The sequence below is a fragment of the Pseudomonas sp. NPDC090208 genome (assembly GCF_044746785.1).
Taxonomy (GTDB): Bacteria; Pseudomonadota; Gammaproteobacteria; order Pseudomonadales; family Pseudomonadaceae; genus Aquipseudomonas.
This window is the reverse complement of record NZ_JBIVCU010000005.1, coordinates 259,337-278,729: the sequence shown is the minus strand read 5'-3', so window position 1 is coordinate 278,729 and position 19,393 is coordinate 259,337. Positions and strand designations below refer to the sequence as shown.

Annotated in this window: 11 protein-coding genes; 3 read left to right on the top strand and 8 right to left on the bottom strand. The window is 60.2% G+C overall.

What is annotated here, in order from left to right:
* Positions 1-1,804: 1,804 nt before the first annotated feature.
* Entirely contained in the window at positions 1,805-2,506 is a 702-nt protein-coding gene (locus ACIPL0_RS11610) for an alpha/beta family hydrolase (RefSeq protein ID WP_400600179.1), read from the top strand.
* A 6-nt stretch (positions 2,507-2,512) separates the two neighbouring features.
* On the opposite strand, the gene ACIPL0_RS11605 is transcribed toward ACIPL0_RS11610, so the two are convergent.
* From ACIPL0_RS11605 to ACIPL0_RS11595, 3 genes are all read right to left on the bottom strand, one after another.
* The gene (locus tag ACIPL0_RS11605) at positions 2,513-5,209 is read right to left on the bottom strand and encodes an Ig domain-containing protein (RefSeq protein ID WP_400600177.1); all 2,697 of its coding nucleotides are present in this window, start codon (positions 5,207-5,209) and stop codon (positions 2,513-2,515) included.
* Between the two features lie 64 nt (positions 5,210-5,273).
* Entirely contained in the window at positions 5,274-7,130 is a 1,857-nt protein-coding gene (locus ACIPL0_RS11600) for a hypothetical protein (RefSeq protein ID WP_400600175.1), read from the bottom strand.
* Between the two features lie 202 nt (positions 7,131-7,332).
* The gene (locus ACIPL0_RS11595; protein WP_400600174.1) at positions 7,333-8,112 is read right to left on the bottom strand and encodes a hypothetical protein; all 780 of its coding nucleotides are present in this window, start codon (positions 8,110-8,112) and stop codon (positions 7,333-7,335) included.
* Between the two features lie 1,161 nt (positions 8,113-9,273).
* Here ACIPL0_RS11595 and ACIPL0_RS11590 point away from each other — a divergent pair.
* Positions 9,274-10,848, top strand: a complete 1,575-nt coding sequence (locus ACIPL0_RS11590) for an autotransporter outer membrane beta-barrel domain-containing protein (RefSeq protein ID WP_400600172.1) — start codon at positions 9,274-9,276, stop codon at positions 10,846-10,848.
* A gap of 69 nt (positions 10,849-10,917) precedes the next feature.
* Here ACIPL0_RS11590 and ACIPL0_RS11585 read toward each other — a convergent pair whose 3' ends face one another.
* The 5 genes from ACIPL0_RS11585 to acnA form a co-directional block, all read right to left on the bottom strand.
* Positions 10,918-11,517, bottom strand: a complete 600-nt coding sequence (locus tag ACIPL0_RS11585) for a hypothetical protein (protein WP_400600170.1) — start codon at positions 11,515-11,517, stop codon at positions 10,918-10,920.
* A gap of 297 nt (positions 11,518-11,814) precedes the next feature.
* A complete protein-coding gene (locus ACIPL0_RS11580; protein ID WP_400600169.1) occupies positions 11,815-12,015 on the bottom strand; it encodes a hypothetical protein in 201 nt (66 codons plus the stop codon).
* A gap of 226 nt (positions 12,016-12,241) precedes the next feature.
* Entirely contained in the window at positions 12,242-13,807 is a 1,566-nt protein-coding gene (locus ACIPL0_RS11575) for a methyl-accepting chemotaxis protein (RefSeq protein ID WP_400600168.1), read from the bottom strand.
* 104 nt (positions 13,808-13,911) lie between these two features.
* The gene (locus ACIPL0_RS11570; RefSeq protein WP_400600166.1) at positions 13,912-14,703 is read right to left on the bottom strand and encodes a lysostaphin resistance A-like protein; all 792 of its coding nucleotides are present in this window, start codon (positions 14,701-14,703) and stop codon (positions 13,912-13,914) included.
* Between the two features lie 607 nt (positions 14,704-15,310).
* On the bottom strand, positions 15,311-18,052 hold the full coding sequence (acnA, locus tag ACIPL0_RS11565; protein ID WP_400600164.1) for an aconitate hydratase AcnA: 2,742 nt from the start codon (positions 18,050-18,052) through the stop codon (positions 15,311-15,313).
* Between the two features lie 238 nt (positions 18,053-18,290).
* Here acnA and rlmM point away from each other — a divergent pair, with 238 nt between their 5' ends.
* Positions 18,291-19,352, top strand: a complete 1,062-nt coding sequence (gene rlmM, locus ACIPL0_RS11560) for a 23S rRNA (cytidine(2498)-2'-O)-methyltransferase RlmM (protein ID WP_400600162.1) — start codon at positions 18,291-18,293, stop codon at positions 19,350-19,352.
* The last annotated feature ends 41 nt before the right edge of the window (positions 19,353-19,393 follow it).

Genomic DNA, 19,393 nt, shown 5'->3' with positions numbered 1-19,393 from the left:
GCTGAACCGCTCCCGTAGCCGGTTTTACGACTTTGGGAGGTGGGACAGTAGTACGAAATGATGTATACAAAAGTCGTCGACAATTGCACTTTTTCACTGCCCAAATATTTGGCCCGAGCTGGCGAGTGAAGCCGGAGATCGTCGCGGTTGATCGACCGGCGCCGGAGGTAAACGTCTGTACCGTCGATGGATCCGCCCGGTTGTGTGCGGGTTGGGGCGCCCATGCCGTCGGTGTCTGTTTCCGATGTGCCTGGGCAGCGTAAAGGCGTGGAGCTGAACGGTGGCTGTCTTGTGAGGGCATCTTCATGGTGGGGCTTGTGGGAGGTGACACGCGAACCCTTGTAGGCGCTGGCTTGCCCTGCGAGCGGCGACGCAGTCGTCGTAAAACCTGCGCACTCGGTTTATCTGGCTGACCGCTGTGGCTGCTAACGCAGCCCTGTTTCGCCTCCGGTACGTTACGCGGACCTTGTAGGAGCTGGCTTGTCCTGCGAGCGGCGACGCAGTCGTCGTAAAACCTGTGCACTCGGTGTGTCTGGTCTGACGCTTTAGCTGCTAACGCAGCTTCGTTTCGCCTGACGGCGAGTTACTTGGAAAAGCCCCAAGTAACCAAGGGCTTCTCACCCCGCCATACGGCACCTCGCTAATGCTCGGTGTCCCCTCACTTCGGCAATGCTCCGTGGGCACGCCGCGAATGGGCCATCCATGGCCCACGCGGCTCTCGCGGCATCCATGCCGCTCAACCCACTCCACATCGCCTGCGTTCGGCCTTCTGGAACGGGGCCCCAACATCAAAAGCCAGATCAAAAGCCGGCGTAACACAAATTCCCTGTGGGAGCGGGCTCGCCCGCGAAGGTGTCCTCAAGATCGCCACCGCCGGCAAGCCGGACTGCTACGGGGGGGGGCGTGCTGAAACTCGCCAGACACCACAAAATCCCGTGGGAGGGATCGGACGTCAGGACGGTCGCGAAAGGTCTTCGTCTGACACACCGCTTTCGCGACCCTCGCAAACTCGGATCCCTCCCACGGCCTTCGGCCAAAATCAAAAGCGGACGGCATCCACCGACCCGTAGCAGTCCGGCTTGCCGGCGGTGGCGATCTCAGGGACGCCTTCGCGGGCGAGCCCGCTCCCACAGATATCCGTGGCCCGGAAGACAGCACGCGTTCATCCAGAGCCAGGTCGACCGGTCGGTCGCCTCGGCGAGATTTTGATCTTGGGGCCCCGTCCCAGAAGGCCGAACGCAGGCGATGCGCAGTGGCGCCGAGCGGCATGGATGCCGCGAGAGCCGCGTGGGCCATGGATGGCCCATTCGCGGCGTGCCCACGGAGCATTGCCGGAGTGCGGGTATGCCGAGCATTAGCGAGGCACCGTATGGCGGGGTAAAGAGCCCTTGGTTACTTGGGGCTTTTCCAAGTAACTCGCCGCCAGGCGAAACAAGGCTGCGTTAGCAGACCAGCAATACATCAGACAAACCGAGTGCACAGGTTTTGCGACGACTGCGTCGCCGATCGCAGGGCAAGCCAGCTCCTACATTTGACCGCGTAACTCGCCGTGAGGCGAAACAAGGCTGCGTTAGCAGACCAGCAATACATCAGACAAACCGAGTGCACAGGTTTTGCGACGACTGCGTCGCCGATCGCGGGCAAGCCACGCTCCTACAAGGGGCCGCGCAATGTGCCGGAGGCGAAACAAGGCTGCGTTAGCAGATCAGCAACACATCAGACACCACCGAGTGCGCGGGTTTTACAACGTCTATCGCTGGCATAATCCCCAACCTTTCCCGCACCGCATCGAGACAACGCCACCATGAACAGCAAAACCCCGGCACGTATTGACGCCGATCACTGTGCGCAGCTGGCGCAAGCCCGTGGCTGGCTGTGGAACGCACCAACACCGACACAACCCGCCTCAACGACCCTGCTGCTCGCCCACGGTGCAGGAGCACCCATGGACAGCGCGTTCATGAACGACATCGCCGAACGTCTGGCCGCGTTGGGCGTGGGGGTGCTGCGTTTTGAATTTCCCTACATGGCCCAGCGCCGCATCGACGGCGGCAAGCGTCCGCCCAACCCGCAGGCGAAATTGCTGGAGTGCTGGCATGAGGTGTACGCGAGCGTGCGATCGCAAGTGACGGGCGTTCTGGCCATCGGCGGCAAATCCATGGGGGGGCGCATGGCCAGCCTGATCGCCGATGACGTGCAGGTCGACGCGCTGATCTGCCTGGGCTATCCGTTCTACGCCACCGGCAAACCGGAAAAACCGCGGGTCGCGCACCTGGCCGAACTGCGCACGCCGACCCTGATCGTTCAGGGCGAGCGCGATGCCCTGGGCAACCGCGAAGCAGTGGAAGGCTATCGCCTGTCCGACCGCATCGAGGTGCACTGGATCCCCACCGCCAACCACGATCTCAAACCGTTGAAAGCGGCGGGTATCAGTGACTCGGCCTGCCTGCAGGATGCCGCGCAATGCGTGGCAAACCACCTGCTCGGCCGAGAAAGAAAAGCCTGAGCCCGATCAGCGAATACCCACGCCAGGGTAGCGGTCTTTCACGAAGACATTCGCCTCGGCGCCGTTGACCAGATTTTTCACCTGGCACTTGCGAAGATCGCCAGGGCCCGGAATGGGGCACCAACCGGTAAGCGGATTGCACAAGCCCAAAGATCGCCCGTCACGGGTGCCGATCTGCGACCACACGTAGTTGTTGTCCAGCGGCCAGCGGCCGGCATACATGGCGTGGATCTCCCGCAACTCGGCAAGCGTCGGCAGGCGCATGTTATTGCGGGCGGCGTCGGCGGCGACCTCGTCGTACTTGTTCGGCACCATCCGCTGACACTGGACCACGCCGCTGACCGTGACGCTGTAGGAGCGCGTCTGACCACCGGCGTCGCGCACGGTGATGGTCGCCGAGCCATTGCCGCGAGAGGTGACTTCGCCCCATTCATTGACGTGGGCCACACCCGGATTGCTGGAACTGTAGACGTAAGGCTTGGTGCCGCCGCTGGCTGGGCGCGTAAAAATCGTCCCGGCCGGGAAGTTGGGCAATGCGCTCGGGTTCGACGGCACCAGATAGACCTTTCCTGGCAAAAATGCAGGTGAGGTGGCGATTTCCAGATCCGTGGTGCTGCGGATTACGGTGACGAAGAGGGGGGCGGACCCTTGCATCTTGCCGGCACGCAGAACCTGATAAGTCAGAACGGCCTGACTGTCCAGGCTGGCGCGGATCACGTTTTCGTTCAGCGTGAAGGCCAGTGGGCGGATGGCGGTCACGGTCTGTTCGGGCGAAACGAACTGCGTCTTGCCTGTCCAGATGATTTTCACCACATCGCCAGCCTGCATGTCCGGGTAATTGACCTGAACGCCGATTTCTTTTCCGCCGGGCGGAACGTAGCCCCCCTCCAGGCTGGTCAGGTCAAACACGCCATCCGGCCCGACACCGTCCATGGTCGGAGCCGGCAGGTCCAGACGGCTGGTGCTGACTTCGACCGAGTAGGTTGCGGACGTCTGCACCTGTCCGTCCAGTCGGGTGGCACGATAAAACACCGAGACCCGCTCGCCGACGTTGACGTCCACCAGCGCGCTGGCAAATACCACCGTCAGCGCTTTGCCGGCCTCGCTGGCGGTGATGATCTTCTCCTTGCCATCGCTGCCGTTCGGGCCGTTCCAGAACACTTCAAGCCGCTCGTTCGCCTGCAACTCTGCACTGGCGCCGATCTGCACGGTAGCACCGTTGCGGGTGTTCTCCGGGTCGAGCACATCGTTCTGTGCTTCCACAATCAGCGGCAGCGGCAACGGTCCGTGCTGAGCGCCGCTGACCGGCAAGTTGAGCGACGGCGAGCGGAAGAACGCGCCGCCCTCGGTCACCACGGTGTAATACAGCTCGACCGAACCGCCGGCCAGCACCGAGACTTTGCCGTCCGGAATGACGAAGTCAACGTCACTGCCCACATCACCGCTGGCCAGCACCTTCGACTCTTCATGCATCACATTGGCACCGCTGGCGGTCTTGCCCAGCCACTGCAGCGTGACGGTGTTGCCCTGCGCCATGAAGTAGTACGGCGGCACCTTGGCGATCACATTGCGCGAGGCCGGGTCGAGGACGTTGCCGTTCTGCTCGGCGACCGGTACACGCGGCGGCAGCAGGCTCATCGTCTGGCCGACGATTTTCAGTTGCAGGCTGCGCGAGCGCAGGGTTTCCCCCGACGGCTTGACCACGCGATAACGCAGACGGGCACGGCCCTGGGCAAGCGGCTGGAACTGCGCATTCGGCACCTGAAATTCGGTAAAACTGACCTGTGCGTTGATCACGCTGCTGGCGGTGTAAGTCTCCAGCGCCAGACCCTCGGCAGTGGTGCGTTCGACCAGCAGCACCAGCTCGTCACCGCGCTGAATCTGCGGATGAGCGATCACCAGCACCTGCACATCGGCACCGGCCAGCGCATCCAGATCCAGCTCCATCGCCGGCGCCTGCGGCGTGATCGATGCAGGGAGTGCGGAACCTCCGGCCTCCACCTCGGTATACGCCGGCAGCGACCAGCGCGACCAATTGTTGACGATGTCGCGGATCTCGTAACGCACCTCCAGCTTGTTGGTGTCGCCGGCTTCCTCGACGATCTCACGCGGTACGGCAATCACCACCTTCTGCCCGACCTGGCTTTGCTCGGTGATGGTGGTGCGTACGAACAGGCCGTTCCACGACAGCGTGATCCGATCGCCGACGAACATGTTCAGGTACGGCTCGATCTCCACGCTGACGCCGTCTGGCGAGGTGATGATGCCCTCCGGAAAGATCTTCGGCAGGGCCAGACGCTCGTTCTCGTAAGGGGTGGCTGGGTTGGTGTCGACGCCGCCGGGGAGGGTGAGCTTGACCGGGACGGTGGTGGGGTGGGAGGGGGTGCTTTGTTCGCCCCTCGGATTGGTCACCACGTAATGAAGTTTGATGGCTGAAGGGCGAACAAACCGCTGATCAAGAGGCAGCACCACAAATGACGGGGTCTCTGGGGTGAGGTCTTCAGGGCGAACTGTGTACTGCAATGCTCGTTGATTGTCGCAGTACAGATCGATGATATCGCCAGCAGCGATGGTCACGTAGGGGCCGACGCGTACTTGCAGCGGCACTTGTGGGTCGACGGTATCCGCATAACCGACCCCACTGGGATCGTGCAGGTTTTGCATGATCGGAGGCGGCAGCAGGAATTCTTGTTTAATCGTCATGAGTTCAGGTCATCCATTATCTGAATATTGAGTAGGCGAGCCCTGGGGCTCGCCTTTTATGGGGTTAGCAGCCGGAGCCAGGTTTGATCATGTTGACAATGACATCTGTCGTGGTTGAGTTAACCGGGCCGTTAGGCCCTTCAACTCGGTAGTAGGCTTCCGCACGCCCTTCGCAAATCAGGCGTAGCTGCTGATTGGTAGCTCTGAAGTTGAAGCCCTCAGTGAGTTGGTCGCCTTCCAGCGTGTGGGTAATTTCAAAACCGGCTCCAGGCACTGGTGTACTGCCGTTTGCCCGGTTGTAGCCACGAAAGACCATGGTCACGCTTCGATACTTCTCGGCGTTTTCATAGGGCGCTACGAAGATTGGAGTTCCGTCTGGGCTGTTGGTAGCGTTGATCGTGTTGTAGATATTGGCCTGTGTGAACACAGGTTTTTGCAGGCCGTCAGCGCCACCCGGCAGATCACCCGTAGAGCGCACGATGACGTTCTGCTTCGCCGAGCGAGAGGTGTTCGGGTTGCCGGCGTGGGTCACGGTGTAATGCACCTTGATCATGTCGCCGGTACCTTCAGCGACCATCAACGCATTCGGAACGATCAGCAGCAGATCCTTGTTCAGGTCGGTCGAGCGAATGGTGTGAGTGACCGGTGTGGCTTGTGAACCCCAATACAGGCTGATCACGTCACTGATCACGAATGCGTCTTTCCAGCCAATGACCGCATTGGCTTCCAGCAGGAAGTCATCCTCGTCGATCACGTTATCCTGATTGTCGATATTGCCGCTGGTACCACGAATGATCGGCAATGCCAGCGCTTCGTTTTCAGGCGTTTCCGGATCCGGATCCTGCGGACCTGGCAGCTCCAGATTGACGTTGACATCCAGTTCCAGTGAGCGGCCCACCAGCACATTGTTGCGACGCACTTCATAGCGCAGTGCGACTTCACCGTCGCCAGCGCGCTTGATGGCCGGATAACGCACATTGAAGGTCAGCACCGGGTTGCCGGTTTCGTCACCGGCCTCCAGTGCGGCTTGCGGCAGTGCTTCGCTGCCCCAGTACAGAGTGATCGCGTCGCCAATCTGCGGGGTTGGATAGCGTGGAATATCCACCGCCACAGTGGCGCGGGCATCGGCATCGTCGATCAGGCCGTCGTCAGCCTGCTGGCATAGCGGTGCCGGGTAATCGGCCGGAACCTCCTTCAGAAACAGGCTGAAGGTGCGTGGTTGTGAGTCAATCGACTTGTTTCCGGCACGGTCGGTGACATTGAAATACACCGGTTGGGTGATGTCGCCCAGGCTTTCCAGGAATGCGCGGGTAAAACTGATCATCACCCGCTTGTTGGTGACCTCTTCCTCGGTCACGGTATGTGCCGGGCCGGTAGTGCCGCCCCAGAAGGTGCGGATATGGTCACCCCAGGCCATGCCGGTATAACCGGGCACTTCAGCGATCAGCACATCACCCAGCGAGGAGAGCTCGTCGGAGGTGAGGTTGCCGTCATTGACCTCGGACGGAAAAATCATGGCTGCGACCAGGCTGCCACCGGGTGCGGTTCGGTCGACGATGACGGGAACTTCCGGCGACGGGGTGGTTGGCCCCAACGGAATCCTGGCTTCGTAGCCAACGCGATTGATACCGTCGTTGATTAGCAGATCTGCCGGGATGGTAAGTGTCAGAGGATCTCCAGGCACTTCATCAACGATGGTCTTGGTAGCGCCAACAAGGTCGCCGTTCCAGAGTAATTGGTATTCGTTGCCGCGGACTGAATCACTCCAGGCGACAAAGCTGAGATCGATGGGTAATTGCAGATCTTCCAGTGTCAGCAAACCATCAATCGGGTCGGCCAGCGGCACCGTAGGTGCAATCAGATCCCGGTTGCGAATGCAGACGCGTCGAGTAACAAGAGAGCGTTTATGTGAGTTGCACATGATGTTATTTCCTTATGGGCAGGCAGCCGTATGCAAGTTCGATCGAACTGCCTGTAATGTTAAAGTTGTCCCGCGCTTTGATATCAGAGTGGGCGTGTTGCAGTAATAAAAAGCACGACGAGCATGTTTCTATTGATGTGTTTTAAACTGTTTGTGAGATATCGTGTGAAGCGAAAATCTCAGGCATCGGTCGTTTGGATTTTCAGTTTGGCGAAGTGCAGCAGTTGCTCTGACAAAGGCTGATGCACAACTTGATCGGAACGTGCACCGACTCTTGCTCTTTGCACGGCGGATAGCGCAGAACGACGGGCTGCGAAACCATAGACAAATTACCCGCCCTGTCTGTGATGGTGTAGGTTACAGAAGCTTCACCGTCTGCCAGTAGGTCAATGAATTGACTGCCGAAGGTAAATTCAATGTGATCACTGCCCGGATCTTCGGTGGTCAGGGTATATTCCGGTCCAGCCTGCTCACCCCAATAGGTGCGCACTACATCGCCCCATTTTGCGTCGAAGTAGCCGGGGAGCCTGGCAGTCAACGAATTACCATTTGCCTTCAGGGCATCAGATTTCAGCATTTGAAGGTCGTTATCGAAGATCAGAGGGGCTATCAGGCGTCCGCCAGGGGCACTTCGGTCGACGATCATGGGGATAGAAGGAGAGTCGGCAGATAGGCCGTCCAGAACCGAAGCCCTGTAGCCAATGGCGTATACACTGTCGCTCATGAGTAGCACTGGGGGGATTTCAAGAGAAACAATGTCTCCAGGTTGATCGTCGGCTACTTTTTTAATGTCTCCAGTGGGCAGCCCGTTTACAAGGAGTTGGTTGTAATCTGTCGGCATCGAATCGTCCCACAGGGGGAAGTTTAATGTGACCGGCAGTTGTAATGCTTCCAGCGTCAGCAGGCCGTCTGTTGCATCCGCTTGCGGAATGATAGGGGCAGCCAGGCCACGGGTGTTTTTTTCAGTAGTTGAATCAATCATCAGTTATTCCTTGTCGTAAAGATATGGGTTGTGCTAGGTGATGTAAGGCGGTTGAGCATTGGTCGAAAAATTTAGATTCGACCGATATCCTGACTTTCTTTGCGTAGGCCGCTACTTAGCTCTCGATCACAATTTCAACTAATAATAGTGTGGGGTGTCTGTCAATAGGTGGTCATAAATATTTTTTCTAATAAGGGGAGGGGTGTTTCTAACTTCGGAAGTTTCCTACCTGATTGCATCCGTTGTCTGTGGTGGAGAAGTTCGGACTGACTGCAAAAATAAAATTAACGTCTTCGGCTTTCATAAGTTCACTGTTACTAGTTTTGTCTGTTGTTGTTGGTGTTTTTCTGTAGGAAAAATACGACACTCATTTGAATGCTTGTGTCGTAGGTCCTGATCTCTTTGGATTGCGTGTTGACCCTGGCCAACACGCAATCTGCCCCCCGTCATTTGTCGGGGGTATTCATCGTGAGACGTAGTAAAAAGAAATCCGGAAATAACGTAGATGGTTGGTCGGTCGTCGGTGTGCTATGTGGCATGTCAGTCATGGCGCCGGCGCTGGCGGAAGGGATATTGGACTTACCGCCCGAAACGATTCGGGTATTGCCTGGACAGATCGTGGATGTCAACCAGCCAACAGCGGCAAACTATTACTTACTCGGGCAGGGCTCGACTCTGAATTTAAAATCAGGAGCGGTGGTTAACGACGTTTTTTCACAAAGCGGTTCAACATTGAATATCCGCGATGCTGTAGTCAGCCATGCCGTTGACAGGCAGGGAGAGCAGCAAGCTGCTGTGAGTTTGGGGGGCAGCGTGCTGAACGCTGAGCGCGCTACCATTCTGGGAGGGAGTAAGGCTGGGCTAAGCCTTGTCAGATCTGGCGATACTGCTTCTAAGGCCAGTATTCGCGATAGCCGAATTGAAGGTACGGGGACTGGTTTGGCCGTTGGCGGTAGTGAGGCCACTCTTTCGAATACTCGTGTGAAATCTGTTGGAGAGATCAATGGTGTGGGGAGGGGAATCAGTGTTCTTTCCTCCAAAGTGATAGTGAGTGATGGCAGCGTTATTGAGGGAGAAGGTCTCGGGATGCATGTCTGGACGGAGCTTACGCCAGGAGGTCGCGACCTTGGCCCCAGTTCCGTTCTTATCGACAACTCCTCCGTGCAAGGATATTCCGGTCCAGCTATTAAACTTGACAGTGTCAGCGGTAAAACTCCCGCCAAAGCCACCATCACCCTGCAAAACAACGCCCAGCTCCTCGCCGGCAACGGCAACCTTATCGAGGTCCATGACAAGGGCGAGCTTGACCTGATCGTCGACGACAGTCGTCTCACCGGCAATCTGTTTGCCGAGGACGGTAGCCGTATGACGGTCACGTTGCAGAACCGTGCAGCGCTGACGGGGAACGTGATCAACGGCGACAGCCTGACGCTCAATTCCGGGTCGCGCTGGACGTTGGCGGGGGATAACGATCTGCGCAAGCTGGAGCTGGGGGACGGCCGCGTCAGTTTTGCCGGGGCAGGGAGCAACACCCTGACCGTTGGCGAGCTGGGCGGACGTGGCACCTTCGATATGCGCATCAACCTGGATAACGCCAGCAGCGACTTGCTCAACGTCACCGGCGAGGCCAATGGCATCCATCTGCTCAACGTGCAGAACACCGGGACCGAGGCGGTGCCGCAGTCGTTCGATGCGTTGCAGGTGGTGCACACCGGGGGAGGCGATGCGCAGTTCGGGCTGGTGGGTGGCCGTGCCGATCTCGGGGCGTATTCCTACATGCTGGAGCAGCAGGGCAACGACTGGTTCATCGTCGGTTCCGGCAGGACCATCAGCCCGTCGGCAGGCAGTGTGCTGGCGCTGTTCAACGCCGGGCCGACGTTGTGGAACAGCGAACTGTCGACCTTGCGCAGCCGCATGGGCGAAGTCCGTGGGCGGGAAGAGGGCGGTGGCTGGATTCGCAGCTACGGCAACCGCTTCAACACGTCGTTGGCGTCCGGTGTCGATTACAAGCAGAAGCAGCAGGGCTTGTCGTTCGGTGCTGATGGGCCGGTGGCTGTCAGTGAAGGTCATCTGTTGCTGGGTCTGATGGGCGGTTACAGCCAGTCTGATCTGGACTTGAGTCGCGGCACATCGGGCAAGGTCGACAGTTACTACATCGGCGCTTATGGCACCTGGCTGGCGGACGATGGCTACTACCTGGACGGTGTGGTGAAGGTCAACAAGCTGCACAACGAGTCGAAAGTGGCGATGAGCGATGGCAGCAAATCCAAGGGCAATTACGACACCATGGCGCTCGGTGGTTCGGTGGAGTTCGGCAAGCACATCAAGCTGACCGACGACTACTTCGTTGAACCGTACGCGCAGCTGTCGGCGGTGTGGCTCGATGGCGACAGCTACACGCTGGACAACGGCCTGCGGGCGAAGAACGACCAGACCCAGTCGGTGCTGGGCAAGGTCGGCACCACGTTGGGCCGCAGTTTCGCGCTCAAGGATGGTGGTGTGGTGCAGCCTTATGTGCGTGCGGCCGTGGCCCATGAGTTTTCCCGCAGCAATGACGTGAAGATCAACGGTCAGCGTTTCGACAACGACCTGTTCGGCTCGCGGGCCGAGCTGGGTGCGGGCTTGTCGGTGTCGTTGTCCGAGCGGGTGCAGGTGCATGCTGATTTCGACTACATGAAAGGCAAGCATGTCGAGCAACCCTGGGGGGCGAATGTCGGTCTGCGCGTGGCGTTCTGACCATGACGTGAGTTGATGTCGCTGCAACCGGCCCCGGTTACCGCAAGGTAGCCGGGGCTTTTTCATGGGTTACAGGCGGGGTTTGCGTCGGCGCATGGCGCGGGTACGGCTGGAGGAGCGGTAGCGCCCTTTACTCTGGCCGAGCAGGGTGACGAGCAATGTGTGCGAAATGCCGACCAGCCTGGAGCGGCGCACGACTTCGTAACGCACTTCGACCACACCGTTCTCGTAGTCGGCAAGCCGTTCGCTGTTCAAATACTGGGTCAGCCGTGGGCCGCCACGCCCCTTGGCTTCACCCACGGTGGTGTAGAACGTGTTGTAACCCCAGCGCAGCTTCAGCTGATCGCCGACCCACAGCCGGTGCGAGCGTGGGATGTTGACGAAGATGCCGGCAATCAGTTGCGCATCGCTCAGGGCGTCGGCGTTGCCTGCGGTGATGTAGGGGGCGTCGAAACAGACCTGAGCATCCTTGCCGTCGCTGACCGGCTGCCAGGGAAAACCGGGGGCGTTCTGCAACAGGTTGGCGTAGACGGCGACACCTTCTTCGGCCGACGGGCTCGTCGGGAGATCGGGCGGGGTAGGTTGAGCGCAAGGCAAAGGATTGTGTTCGCCATCGCTGTCTGGGGTTGGGTCCGGATCGTTCGGCTTGATATCCATTTCGTCTGCCATGAAAACTCCTTGACTGGATCGGTTAGGCGAATGTTCAGACGCTCAGACGTGTACAGCTGAAATGCAGGGTCGGGCGCAGGAGATTGGTATGTTCGATTCGAACAAAAGAGCTGTCAATTACGCCACCGCTACATGACTTGGCGTGGCTTGTTACAGGGTGTTGTAACGCTTGAAACGTTATCGCTTTTATGAATGTCATGGTTTTTTACTGCCTTCTCTGAAAAGCCTATAGATATGTATGTTGAGTGCGTTTGCAGCGTGTGCTTGTAAATGAAAAATATCCGTTGTTGCCGTAGGCTATTGGCTTCTTGTTTTTTTCAGGTCAGCCGAAAGGGCCGCGCGCTTGGCGGTTTTTCCCAGCAAATGCGGGGTGTGGCTGCCCGTCTTGGTGCGATTGGATGGTGAAAATGTTTGGTTACAGTTGTAACTAAATCGGTTTTCGGCAAGCGTCAGGTGTTCCTGTTCAATGAGGCAAGCAAATGCGAGTTGAGTGATCACATTAAATCTTGTTCGGGGTGTTATTTATTTCTATGCAACTGATGTGGAACTAATAGTGTTGTGGCGAAGCTGTCAAGCCTGCTGTTGTGAGAAAAAGCTGTTTGCGGGGTTGAATGCATGTCTGGCGTAAAAAATCAGAAACTTCCTACTTTTCTCAGGTAACAGGAGGGCGCATAAAAAAGCCCCGGTGACAGGGTCACCGGGGCTTCTTTGAACAGGGCGGGGTTCAGCGGTTGAAGCGCTCCACCAGCGAGTACTGGCTGTGTGCCGTGTGGGTCAGTTCGGCACTCAGGGTTGCCGAGCGCCGGGCCTCGTCGGAGGTCTGGTCGGCCAGTTGGGCGATGGTGGTGATGTTGCGGCTGACTTCCTCGGCCACCGAGCTTTGTTCTTCGGTCGCGGCGGCGATCTGCGTGGTCATGTCGGTGATGTGGGCCACGGCATCGCTGATGCCGACCAGGGCCTTGTCCGCTTCCATGACCTGCTCGACCCCGGCCTCGGCCTGACGGCGGCCGGTTTCCATGGTCTGCACGGCATCGTTGGCGGTCTGCTGCAGCTTGGCGATCAGCGCGTGAATCTGCCCGGTGGACTCGCTGGTGCGCTGGGCCAGTTGGCGCACTTCGTCGGCGACCACGGCGAAGCCACGGCCCATTTCACCGGCGCGGGCGGCTTCGATGGCGGCGTTGAGGGCCAGCAGGTTGGTCTGGTCGGCGATGCCTTTGATCACATCGACCACGCCGCCGATTTCGTCGCTGTCCTTGGCCAACTGAGTGACGGTCAGGCCGGTTTCACCGACCGAGGCCGACAGACGCTGGATGGCTTCGCGGGTGTCGTTGGCGATGTCGCGACCGCGACGGGTCAGCTCATTGGCCTGTTGGGTGGCATCGGCGGTGCGCTGCACATGGCTGGCGACTTCCTGAGTGGTCGCGGCCATCTCGTTGACGGCGGTGGCGACCTGTTCGGTCTCCACGCGCTGGCGTTCCAGACCGTCGGAACTGGCCTGGGCCAGGCTGTCGGACTGCTGCGCCTGAGCATTGAGGTGCTCGGCGGTGTCCTGCAGACGGGTCAGGCAGGTTTTCAGGCGCGCTTCCTGGCTGAGGATGGACATTTCCAGACGGGCCTGGGCGCCACGGCTATCGGTGTACATCTGCGCGATCAGCGGGTCGGAGGTGGTCTGTTCGGCCAGGCGCAGCAGGCGCTTGATGCCGCGCTGCTGCCAGCTCAGGCCGAGCAGGCCCAGCGGTACCGACAGCGCAGCGGCAAGGGCGAAGCCCCAGTAGGAGTTGAGCCAGACACCGATCAGGAAGCTCAACTGGCTGACCATGATGAACGGCAACCAGTCCTGCAGCACCGGCAGCCACTTGTCGCGGTTCGGCACGGCGGACTTGCCACTGTTCAGGCGCAGGTACAGCGCTTCGGCGCGGCGGATCTGCTCAGGCGTGGGCTTGACCCGCACCGACTCGTAGCCGATCACTTGCTGCTTGTCGAAGACCGGAGTGACGTAGGCGTTGACCCAGTAATGATCGCCGTTCTTGCAACGGTTCTTGACGATGCCCATCCACGGCAGGCCCTGCTTGAGGGTGCTCCACATGTGCTCGAACACGGCGGACGGCACGTCGGGATGGCGCACGGTGTTGTGCGGGGACTTGATCAGCTCGTCGCGGGAAAAGCCGCTGATTTCAACGAACGCGTCGTTGCAATAGGTGATGACCCCACGTGTGTCGGTGGTCGAAATCAACCGTTGCTGGGCAGGAAAGGTCCGTTCGCGTTGGGTGACGGGCTGGTTATTGCGCATGAGCTATTCAATCCGGAAAGGCTTTCAGAGGTTATCGGCGCGTTGACCGCTAAGTTAAGCGCGATGTGGGCCGAGAGATGAGTCGGGTTGTCGCAGGTCAATACTCAGCGATAGAACATCGGGTAGGTGAACAGGGCGAAGTGGGTCAGGTTCAGGCCGAAATGGGTGACAACCGCCGCTGGCAGGCCACCGAAGCGGTAGGCGATCCCGTAGCCGACCCCGGCAATACCGGCCAGCAACGCCCATTGCCAGCCGGCGCCCAGATGGGTCAGGCCGAATACCGTCGACGCCAGCAGAATCGCCAGCGGCTGATGCCAGGGCAGGCGGTGGAGCAGCCGCGCCAGCCCGCCCTGAATGTAGCCACGGAACAGCAGCTCTTCGGTCAGGCACACCAGCAGCAGGTTGTTGACGGCCCAGATGCCAGCCTGCTCCGGCCATTTCGGCGCCCAGCCGGTGAGGCCCAGTGCTTGCGCGCCCATCAGGCACAGGGTGGTGGTGAAGATCAGGGCCAGAGCGGTCGTGGCCAGTGAGCGGCGCCACGTGATCGCGGCAAACACCCACGGGCAGGCGACGGCGATCCACAGGCCGATCAGCGGTTTGTCGAGGTTCAGGTACATCGAGAACGGCGCGGCTTCCGGGCTGAAGCGCACGGCGGCGATGACCCGCGCGCTATAGAAGCCGGGCAACCAGTGGCTGGCAAGCCCCGCGGCCAGCGCGAGAAACAGCACATGACCGAAGCCGCGTACCGCCCAGTGAGGGAATTGGCTGACACAGACACCGGCCATGATCAACAGACCGAAGGTGACCGCCACCGGAAGGCTCAATTGCCCGTAGGTCAACGCCAGGCAATAGCCCAGCGCCAGCAGAATCAGGGTGGTCCAGCGTTGCACCGACATGGTGTCGTCCTTGAGTGTCGGATCAGGCTGGCGATTCTAGCGTTGATTAAACGCTGGCGCATGTGGGAAACGGCTGAAGGTGTCAGAAGATGCTGTCAGGGGTTTCCGAGTGTGGCGAAAAAAACTGAGTACACCACAAGTCCCTGTGGGAGCGGGCTTGCCCGCGAAGTTGGCAAGCCAGTCGACGTCGCGTTGTCTGACCTGACGCCTTCGCGGGCAAGCCACGCCCCCACGGCCTTCGGCCCGAGGCAGAAGCGATGGTGATCTCAAGGGCGTCGCCGTCGGCAAGCCGGACTGCTACGGGGATTTGTGGGTATGTGAAATGTCTGGAGCCACCGCAAATCTCAGTGGGAGGGAGCTCTGCTCGCGATGGCGGTGGGGCAGGCGATACCGCATTGTCTGGGTCGACGCTATCGCGAGCAGAGCTCACTCCTACAGGATTTGTGGTTTCCGCATCTCTATCGCATGTCCCCAGAACCTGTGGGAGCGGGCTTGCCCGCGAAGCTGGCAGGGCAGTCGACATCGCGTTGTCTGGCCTGACACCTTCGCGGGCAAGCCGCGCTCCCACACTCTGTAACTCGGTAGCTGTCACAGATCCTCAACCGCCTTACGCGGTAATCAACTGCCGCAGCACGTAGTGCAGGATGCCACCCGCCTTGAAGTATTCCACTTCGTTCAAGGTGTCGATCCGGCACAGCACTTCGACGTCCTCCTGCTGGCCGTTTTCCCGGGTGATGTGCAGTGTCAGGTCCATGCGCGGTTGCAGGGTGGCGCCGGTCAGGCCGCTGATGTCGACGGTTTCCTTGCCGGTCAACGCCAGCGTCTTGCGGCTCTGGCCGTTCTTGAACTGCAACGGCAACACGCCCATGCCTACCAGGTTGGAACGGTGGATGCGCTCGAAGCTTTCCGCAATCACCGCCTTCACCCCCAGCAGATTGGTGCCCTTGGCCGCCCAGTCGCGGCTGGAGCCGGTGCCGTATTCCTGGCCAGCAACGATCACCAGCGGTGTGCCTTCCTGCTGATAGCGCATGGCTGCGTCGTAGATCGGCAATTTTTCATCGGTCGGCACATGCAGGGTGTAGCCGCCTTCCTCGTTGCCGAGCATTTCGTTGCGGATGCGGATATTGGCGAAGGTGCCGCGCATCATCACTTCGTGGTTGCCGCGCCGTGAACCATAAGAGTTGAAGTCTTTAGGTTCCACGCCCTTGCTGCGCAGGTAACGACCCGCCGGGCTGTCGGCCTTGATGTTGCCGGCAGGGGAGATGTGGTCGGTGGTCACCGAGTCGCCGAGTATCGCCAGTACGCGGGCCTTGCTCACGTCAGCAATCACCGGCAGCGGCCCGGCCACGTCGTCGAAGAACGGCGGGTGCTGGATGTAGGTGGAATCGTCCTGCCACACATAAGTCGCCGCTTGTGGCACCTCGATGGCTTGCCATTGTTCGTCGCCGGCGAACACTTCGGCGTATTCCTTGTGGAACATGCCGGTGTCGACCTTCATCACCGCTTCGGCGATCTCCTTCTGGGTCGGCCAGATATCGCGCAGGTACACCGGCTGACCGTCGCTGCCTTCGCCCAGCGGCTCGCTGCTCAGGTCGACGCGCACGCTGCCGGCCAGGGCGTAAGCCACTACCAGCGGCGGAGACGCCAGCCAGTTGGTTTTCACCAGTGGATGCACGCGACCTTCAAAGTTGCGGTTGCCGGACAGCACCGAGGCGACGGTCAGATCCGATTGTTGAATGGCTTTTTCGATGGGGTCGCGCAACGGTCCGGAGTTGCCGATGCAGGTGGTGCAACCGTAACCGACCAGATCGAAACCCAGCTTGTCGAGGTACTCGGTCAGGCCCGCTGCCTTGTAGTAGTCGGTGACCACTTTCGAGCCCGGCGCCAGCGAGCTTTTCACCCACGGCTTGCGCTGCAGGCCTTTCTCCACTGCCTTCTTCGCCAACAGGCCAGCGGCCATCATCACGCTGGGGTTGGAGGTGTTGGTGCAGGAGGTGATGGCGGCGATCACCACCGCGCCGTTTTTCAGGCGATAGCGATTGCCTTCGTATTCATACTCGGCTTCGCCGACTTGCTCGGCATTGCCCACGGCGACGCCACCGCCGCCTTCGCTTTCCAGGCGGCTTTCGTCATGTTTGCTGGGTTTCAGCGCCAGGCCGAGGAAATCGCTGAACGCCTGGGCGACGTCCGGCAGTGGCACGCGGTCCTGTGGCCGTTTCGGACCGGCGAGGCTGGCGACGACCGAACCCATGTCCAGCTCCAGCGCATCGGTGAACACCGGTGCCTGACCGGGCAGGCGCCACAGGCCCTGAGCCTTGCAGTAGGCCTCCACCAGCTTGACCGTGTCATCGGGCCGGCCGGACAGGCGCAGGTATTCCAGGGTCACCTCATCGACCGGGAAGAAACCGCAGGTGGCGCCGTATTCCGGGGCCATGTTGGCGATGGTCGCGCGGTCGGCCAGCGGCAGGTCGGCCAGGCCATCGCCGTAGAATTCGACGAATTTGCCGACCACGCCTTTCTTGCGCAGCATCTGCGTCACGGTCAGCACCAGGTCGGTGGCAGTGATGCCTTCCTTGAGCTTGCCGGTCAGCTTGAAGCCGACCACTTCCGGAATCAGCATCGACACCGGCTGGCCGAGCATGGCCGCTTCTGCTTCGATGCCGCCGACGCCCCAGCCGAGCACGCCGAGGCCATTGATCATGGTGGTGTGGGAGTCGGTGCCAACCAGGGTGTCGGGGAAGGCGTAGGTGCGACCGTCTTCTTCTTTGGTCCACACCGTGCGGCCGAGGTATTCGAGGTTGACCTGGTGGCAGATACCGGTGCCCGGCGGCACCACGCTGAAGTTGTCGAAAGCGCTCTGACCCCAGCGCAGAAAGGCGTAACGCTCGCCGTTGCGCTGCATCTCGATGTCGACGTTGTCGCCGAACGCCTGTTGGTCGCCGAACTTGTCGACCATCACCGAGTGGTCGATCACCAGATCCACCGGTGACAGCGGGTTGATCCGCTGCGGGTCGCCGCCGGCCTTGGCCACCGCCGCGCGCATGGCGGCGAGGTCGACCACGGCGGGCACGCCGGTGAAGTCCTGCATCAATACGCGCGCCGGGCGGTACTGGATTTCGCGGTCGGATTTGCGCTCCTGTAGCCACGCGGCGAGGGCTTTGAGGTCGTCACCGGTGACGGTCTGGTTGTCTTCCCAGCGCAGCAGGTTTTCCAGCAGCACCTTGAGCGACATCGGCAGCGTGTCCAGATCGCCCAGCGACCTGGCCGCTTCCGGCAGACTGAAGTAGTGATAGGTTTTTCCGTTGACGTCCAGCGTTTTGAGACTGTTCAGGCTATCGAGCGAGGGCATGAAATAACTCCTTGATCTGTCCGCACGGCACGGACCGGTGAATCAATCGGTTTTCTGGCAAGACATTTTCTGCAGCGCTCTGGTCGGCGTCTTTCAAGGTCATTGAACTGTACTGGACCCCGTTGCCGAGTCAGTGGTTCCTGATTCGGCTATCATGCGCCGCTTTCGAGTCCCTGAAATCAGTCCTCAAGTATAAGGTGCGCCCGCCAGTCGGCCGGTGCGCCGTGGAGAAGTGCCGGTGAACACCCTTTTCATGCATTGCCGCCCCGGTTTCGAAGGCGAAGTCTGCTCGGAGATCAGCGAGCACGCCGCGCGTCTGTCGGTCGCCGGTTATGCCAAGGCCCGGCCCGACAGCGCCTGCGCCGAGTTCGTCTGCACCGAGGCGGACGGTGCCGAACGGCTGATGAACGGCATGCGTTTCGTCGACCTGATCTTCCCCCGGCAGTGGGCGCGCGGGGTGTTTGTCGCCTTGCCGGAAACCGACCGCATCAGCGTCATTCTTGAACAGATGGCCGATTTTCCGGTCTGCGGCAGCGTGTGGCTGGAAGTGGTCGATACCAATGATGGCAAGGAGCTGTCGACCTTCTGTCGCAAGTTCGAGGCGCCGCTGCGCAAGGCGTTGGAGAAGGCCGGCAAGCTGGTCGACAACGCGAAACTGCCGCGTCTGTTGCTGACTTTCAAAAGCGGCCGCGAGGTGTTTCTGGGGTTGGCCGACGCCGGTAATTCGGCGATGTGGCCCATGGGCATTCCGCGCCTGAAATTCCCCCGTGAAGCGCCGAGCCGTTCGACCCTGAAACTGGAAGAGGCCTGGCATCACTTCATTCCCCGTGATCAGTGGGACGAGCGTCTGTCCGGCGACATGACCGGTGTTGACCTCGGCGCCGCGCCGGGCGGCTGGACCTATCAACTGGTCCGGCGCGGCATGCTGGTGACCGCCATCGACAACGGGCCGATGGCTGAAAGCCTGATGGACACCGGGCTGGTGCAGCATCTGATGGCCGACGGTTTCACCTACAAGCCACGGCAGACGGTGGACTGGATGGTCTGCGACATCGTCGAGAAACCCGCCCGCAGCGCGGCGTTGCTGGAAACCTGGCTGGGTGAGGGGTTATGTCGGGAAGCAGTGGTCAACCTCAAGCTGCCGATGAAGCAGCGTTACGCGGAAGTGCGCCGCCTGCTTGATCGCATCGAGGAGGGCTTCAAGGCTCGTGGCGTGAAAGTGTCGATCGGCTGCAAACAGCTGTACCACGACCGCGAAGAAGTGACCTGCCATTTGCGCCGGCTGGATATCAAGCGCTGATCCGGTTCGCGCGCTCCTACGGGCGGTTGCGTTTTCTGTAG

Excerpts from the sequence above, each read along its gene's own strand:
- ACIPL0_RS11610 (WP_400600179.1), top strand. The coding sequence starts at position 1,805 with ATGAACAGCAAAACCCCGGCACGTATTGACGCCGATCACTGTGCGCAG.
- ACIPL0_RS11605 (WP_400600177.1), bottom strand. The coding sequence starts at position 5,209 with ATGACGATTAAACAAGAATTCCTGCTGCCGCCTCCGATCATGCAAAAC.
- ACIPL0_RS11600 (WP_400600175.1), bottom strand. The coding sequence starts at position 7,130 with ATGTGCAACTCACATAAACGCTCTCTTGTTACTCGACGCGTCTGCATT.
- ACIPL0_RS11595 (WP_400600174.1), bottom strand. The coding sequence starts at position 8,112 with ATGATTGATTCAACTACTGAAAAAAACACCCGTGGCCTGGCTGCCCCT.
- ACIPL0_RS11585 (WP_400600170.1), bottom strand. The coding sequence starts at position 11,517 with ATGGCAGACGAAATGGATATCAAGCCGAACGATCCGGACCCAACCCCA.
- ACIPL0_RS11575 (WP_400600168.1), bottom strand. The coding sequence starts at position 13,807 with ATGCGCAATAACCAGCCCGTCACCCAACGCGAACGGACCTTTCCTGCC.
- ACIPL0_RS11570 (WP_400600166.1), bottom strand. The coding sequence starts at position 14,703 with ATGTCGGTGCAACGCTGGACCACCCTGATTCTGCTGGCGCTGGGCTAT.
- acnA (WP_400600164.1), bottom strand. The coding sequence starts at position 18,052 with ATGCCCTCGCTCGATAGCCTGAACAGTCTCAAAACGCTGGACGTCAAC.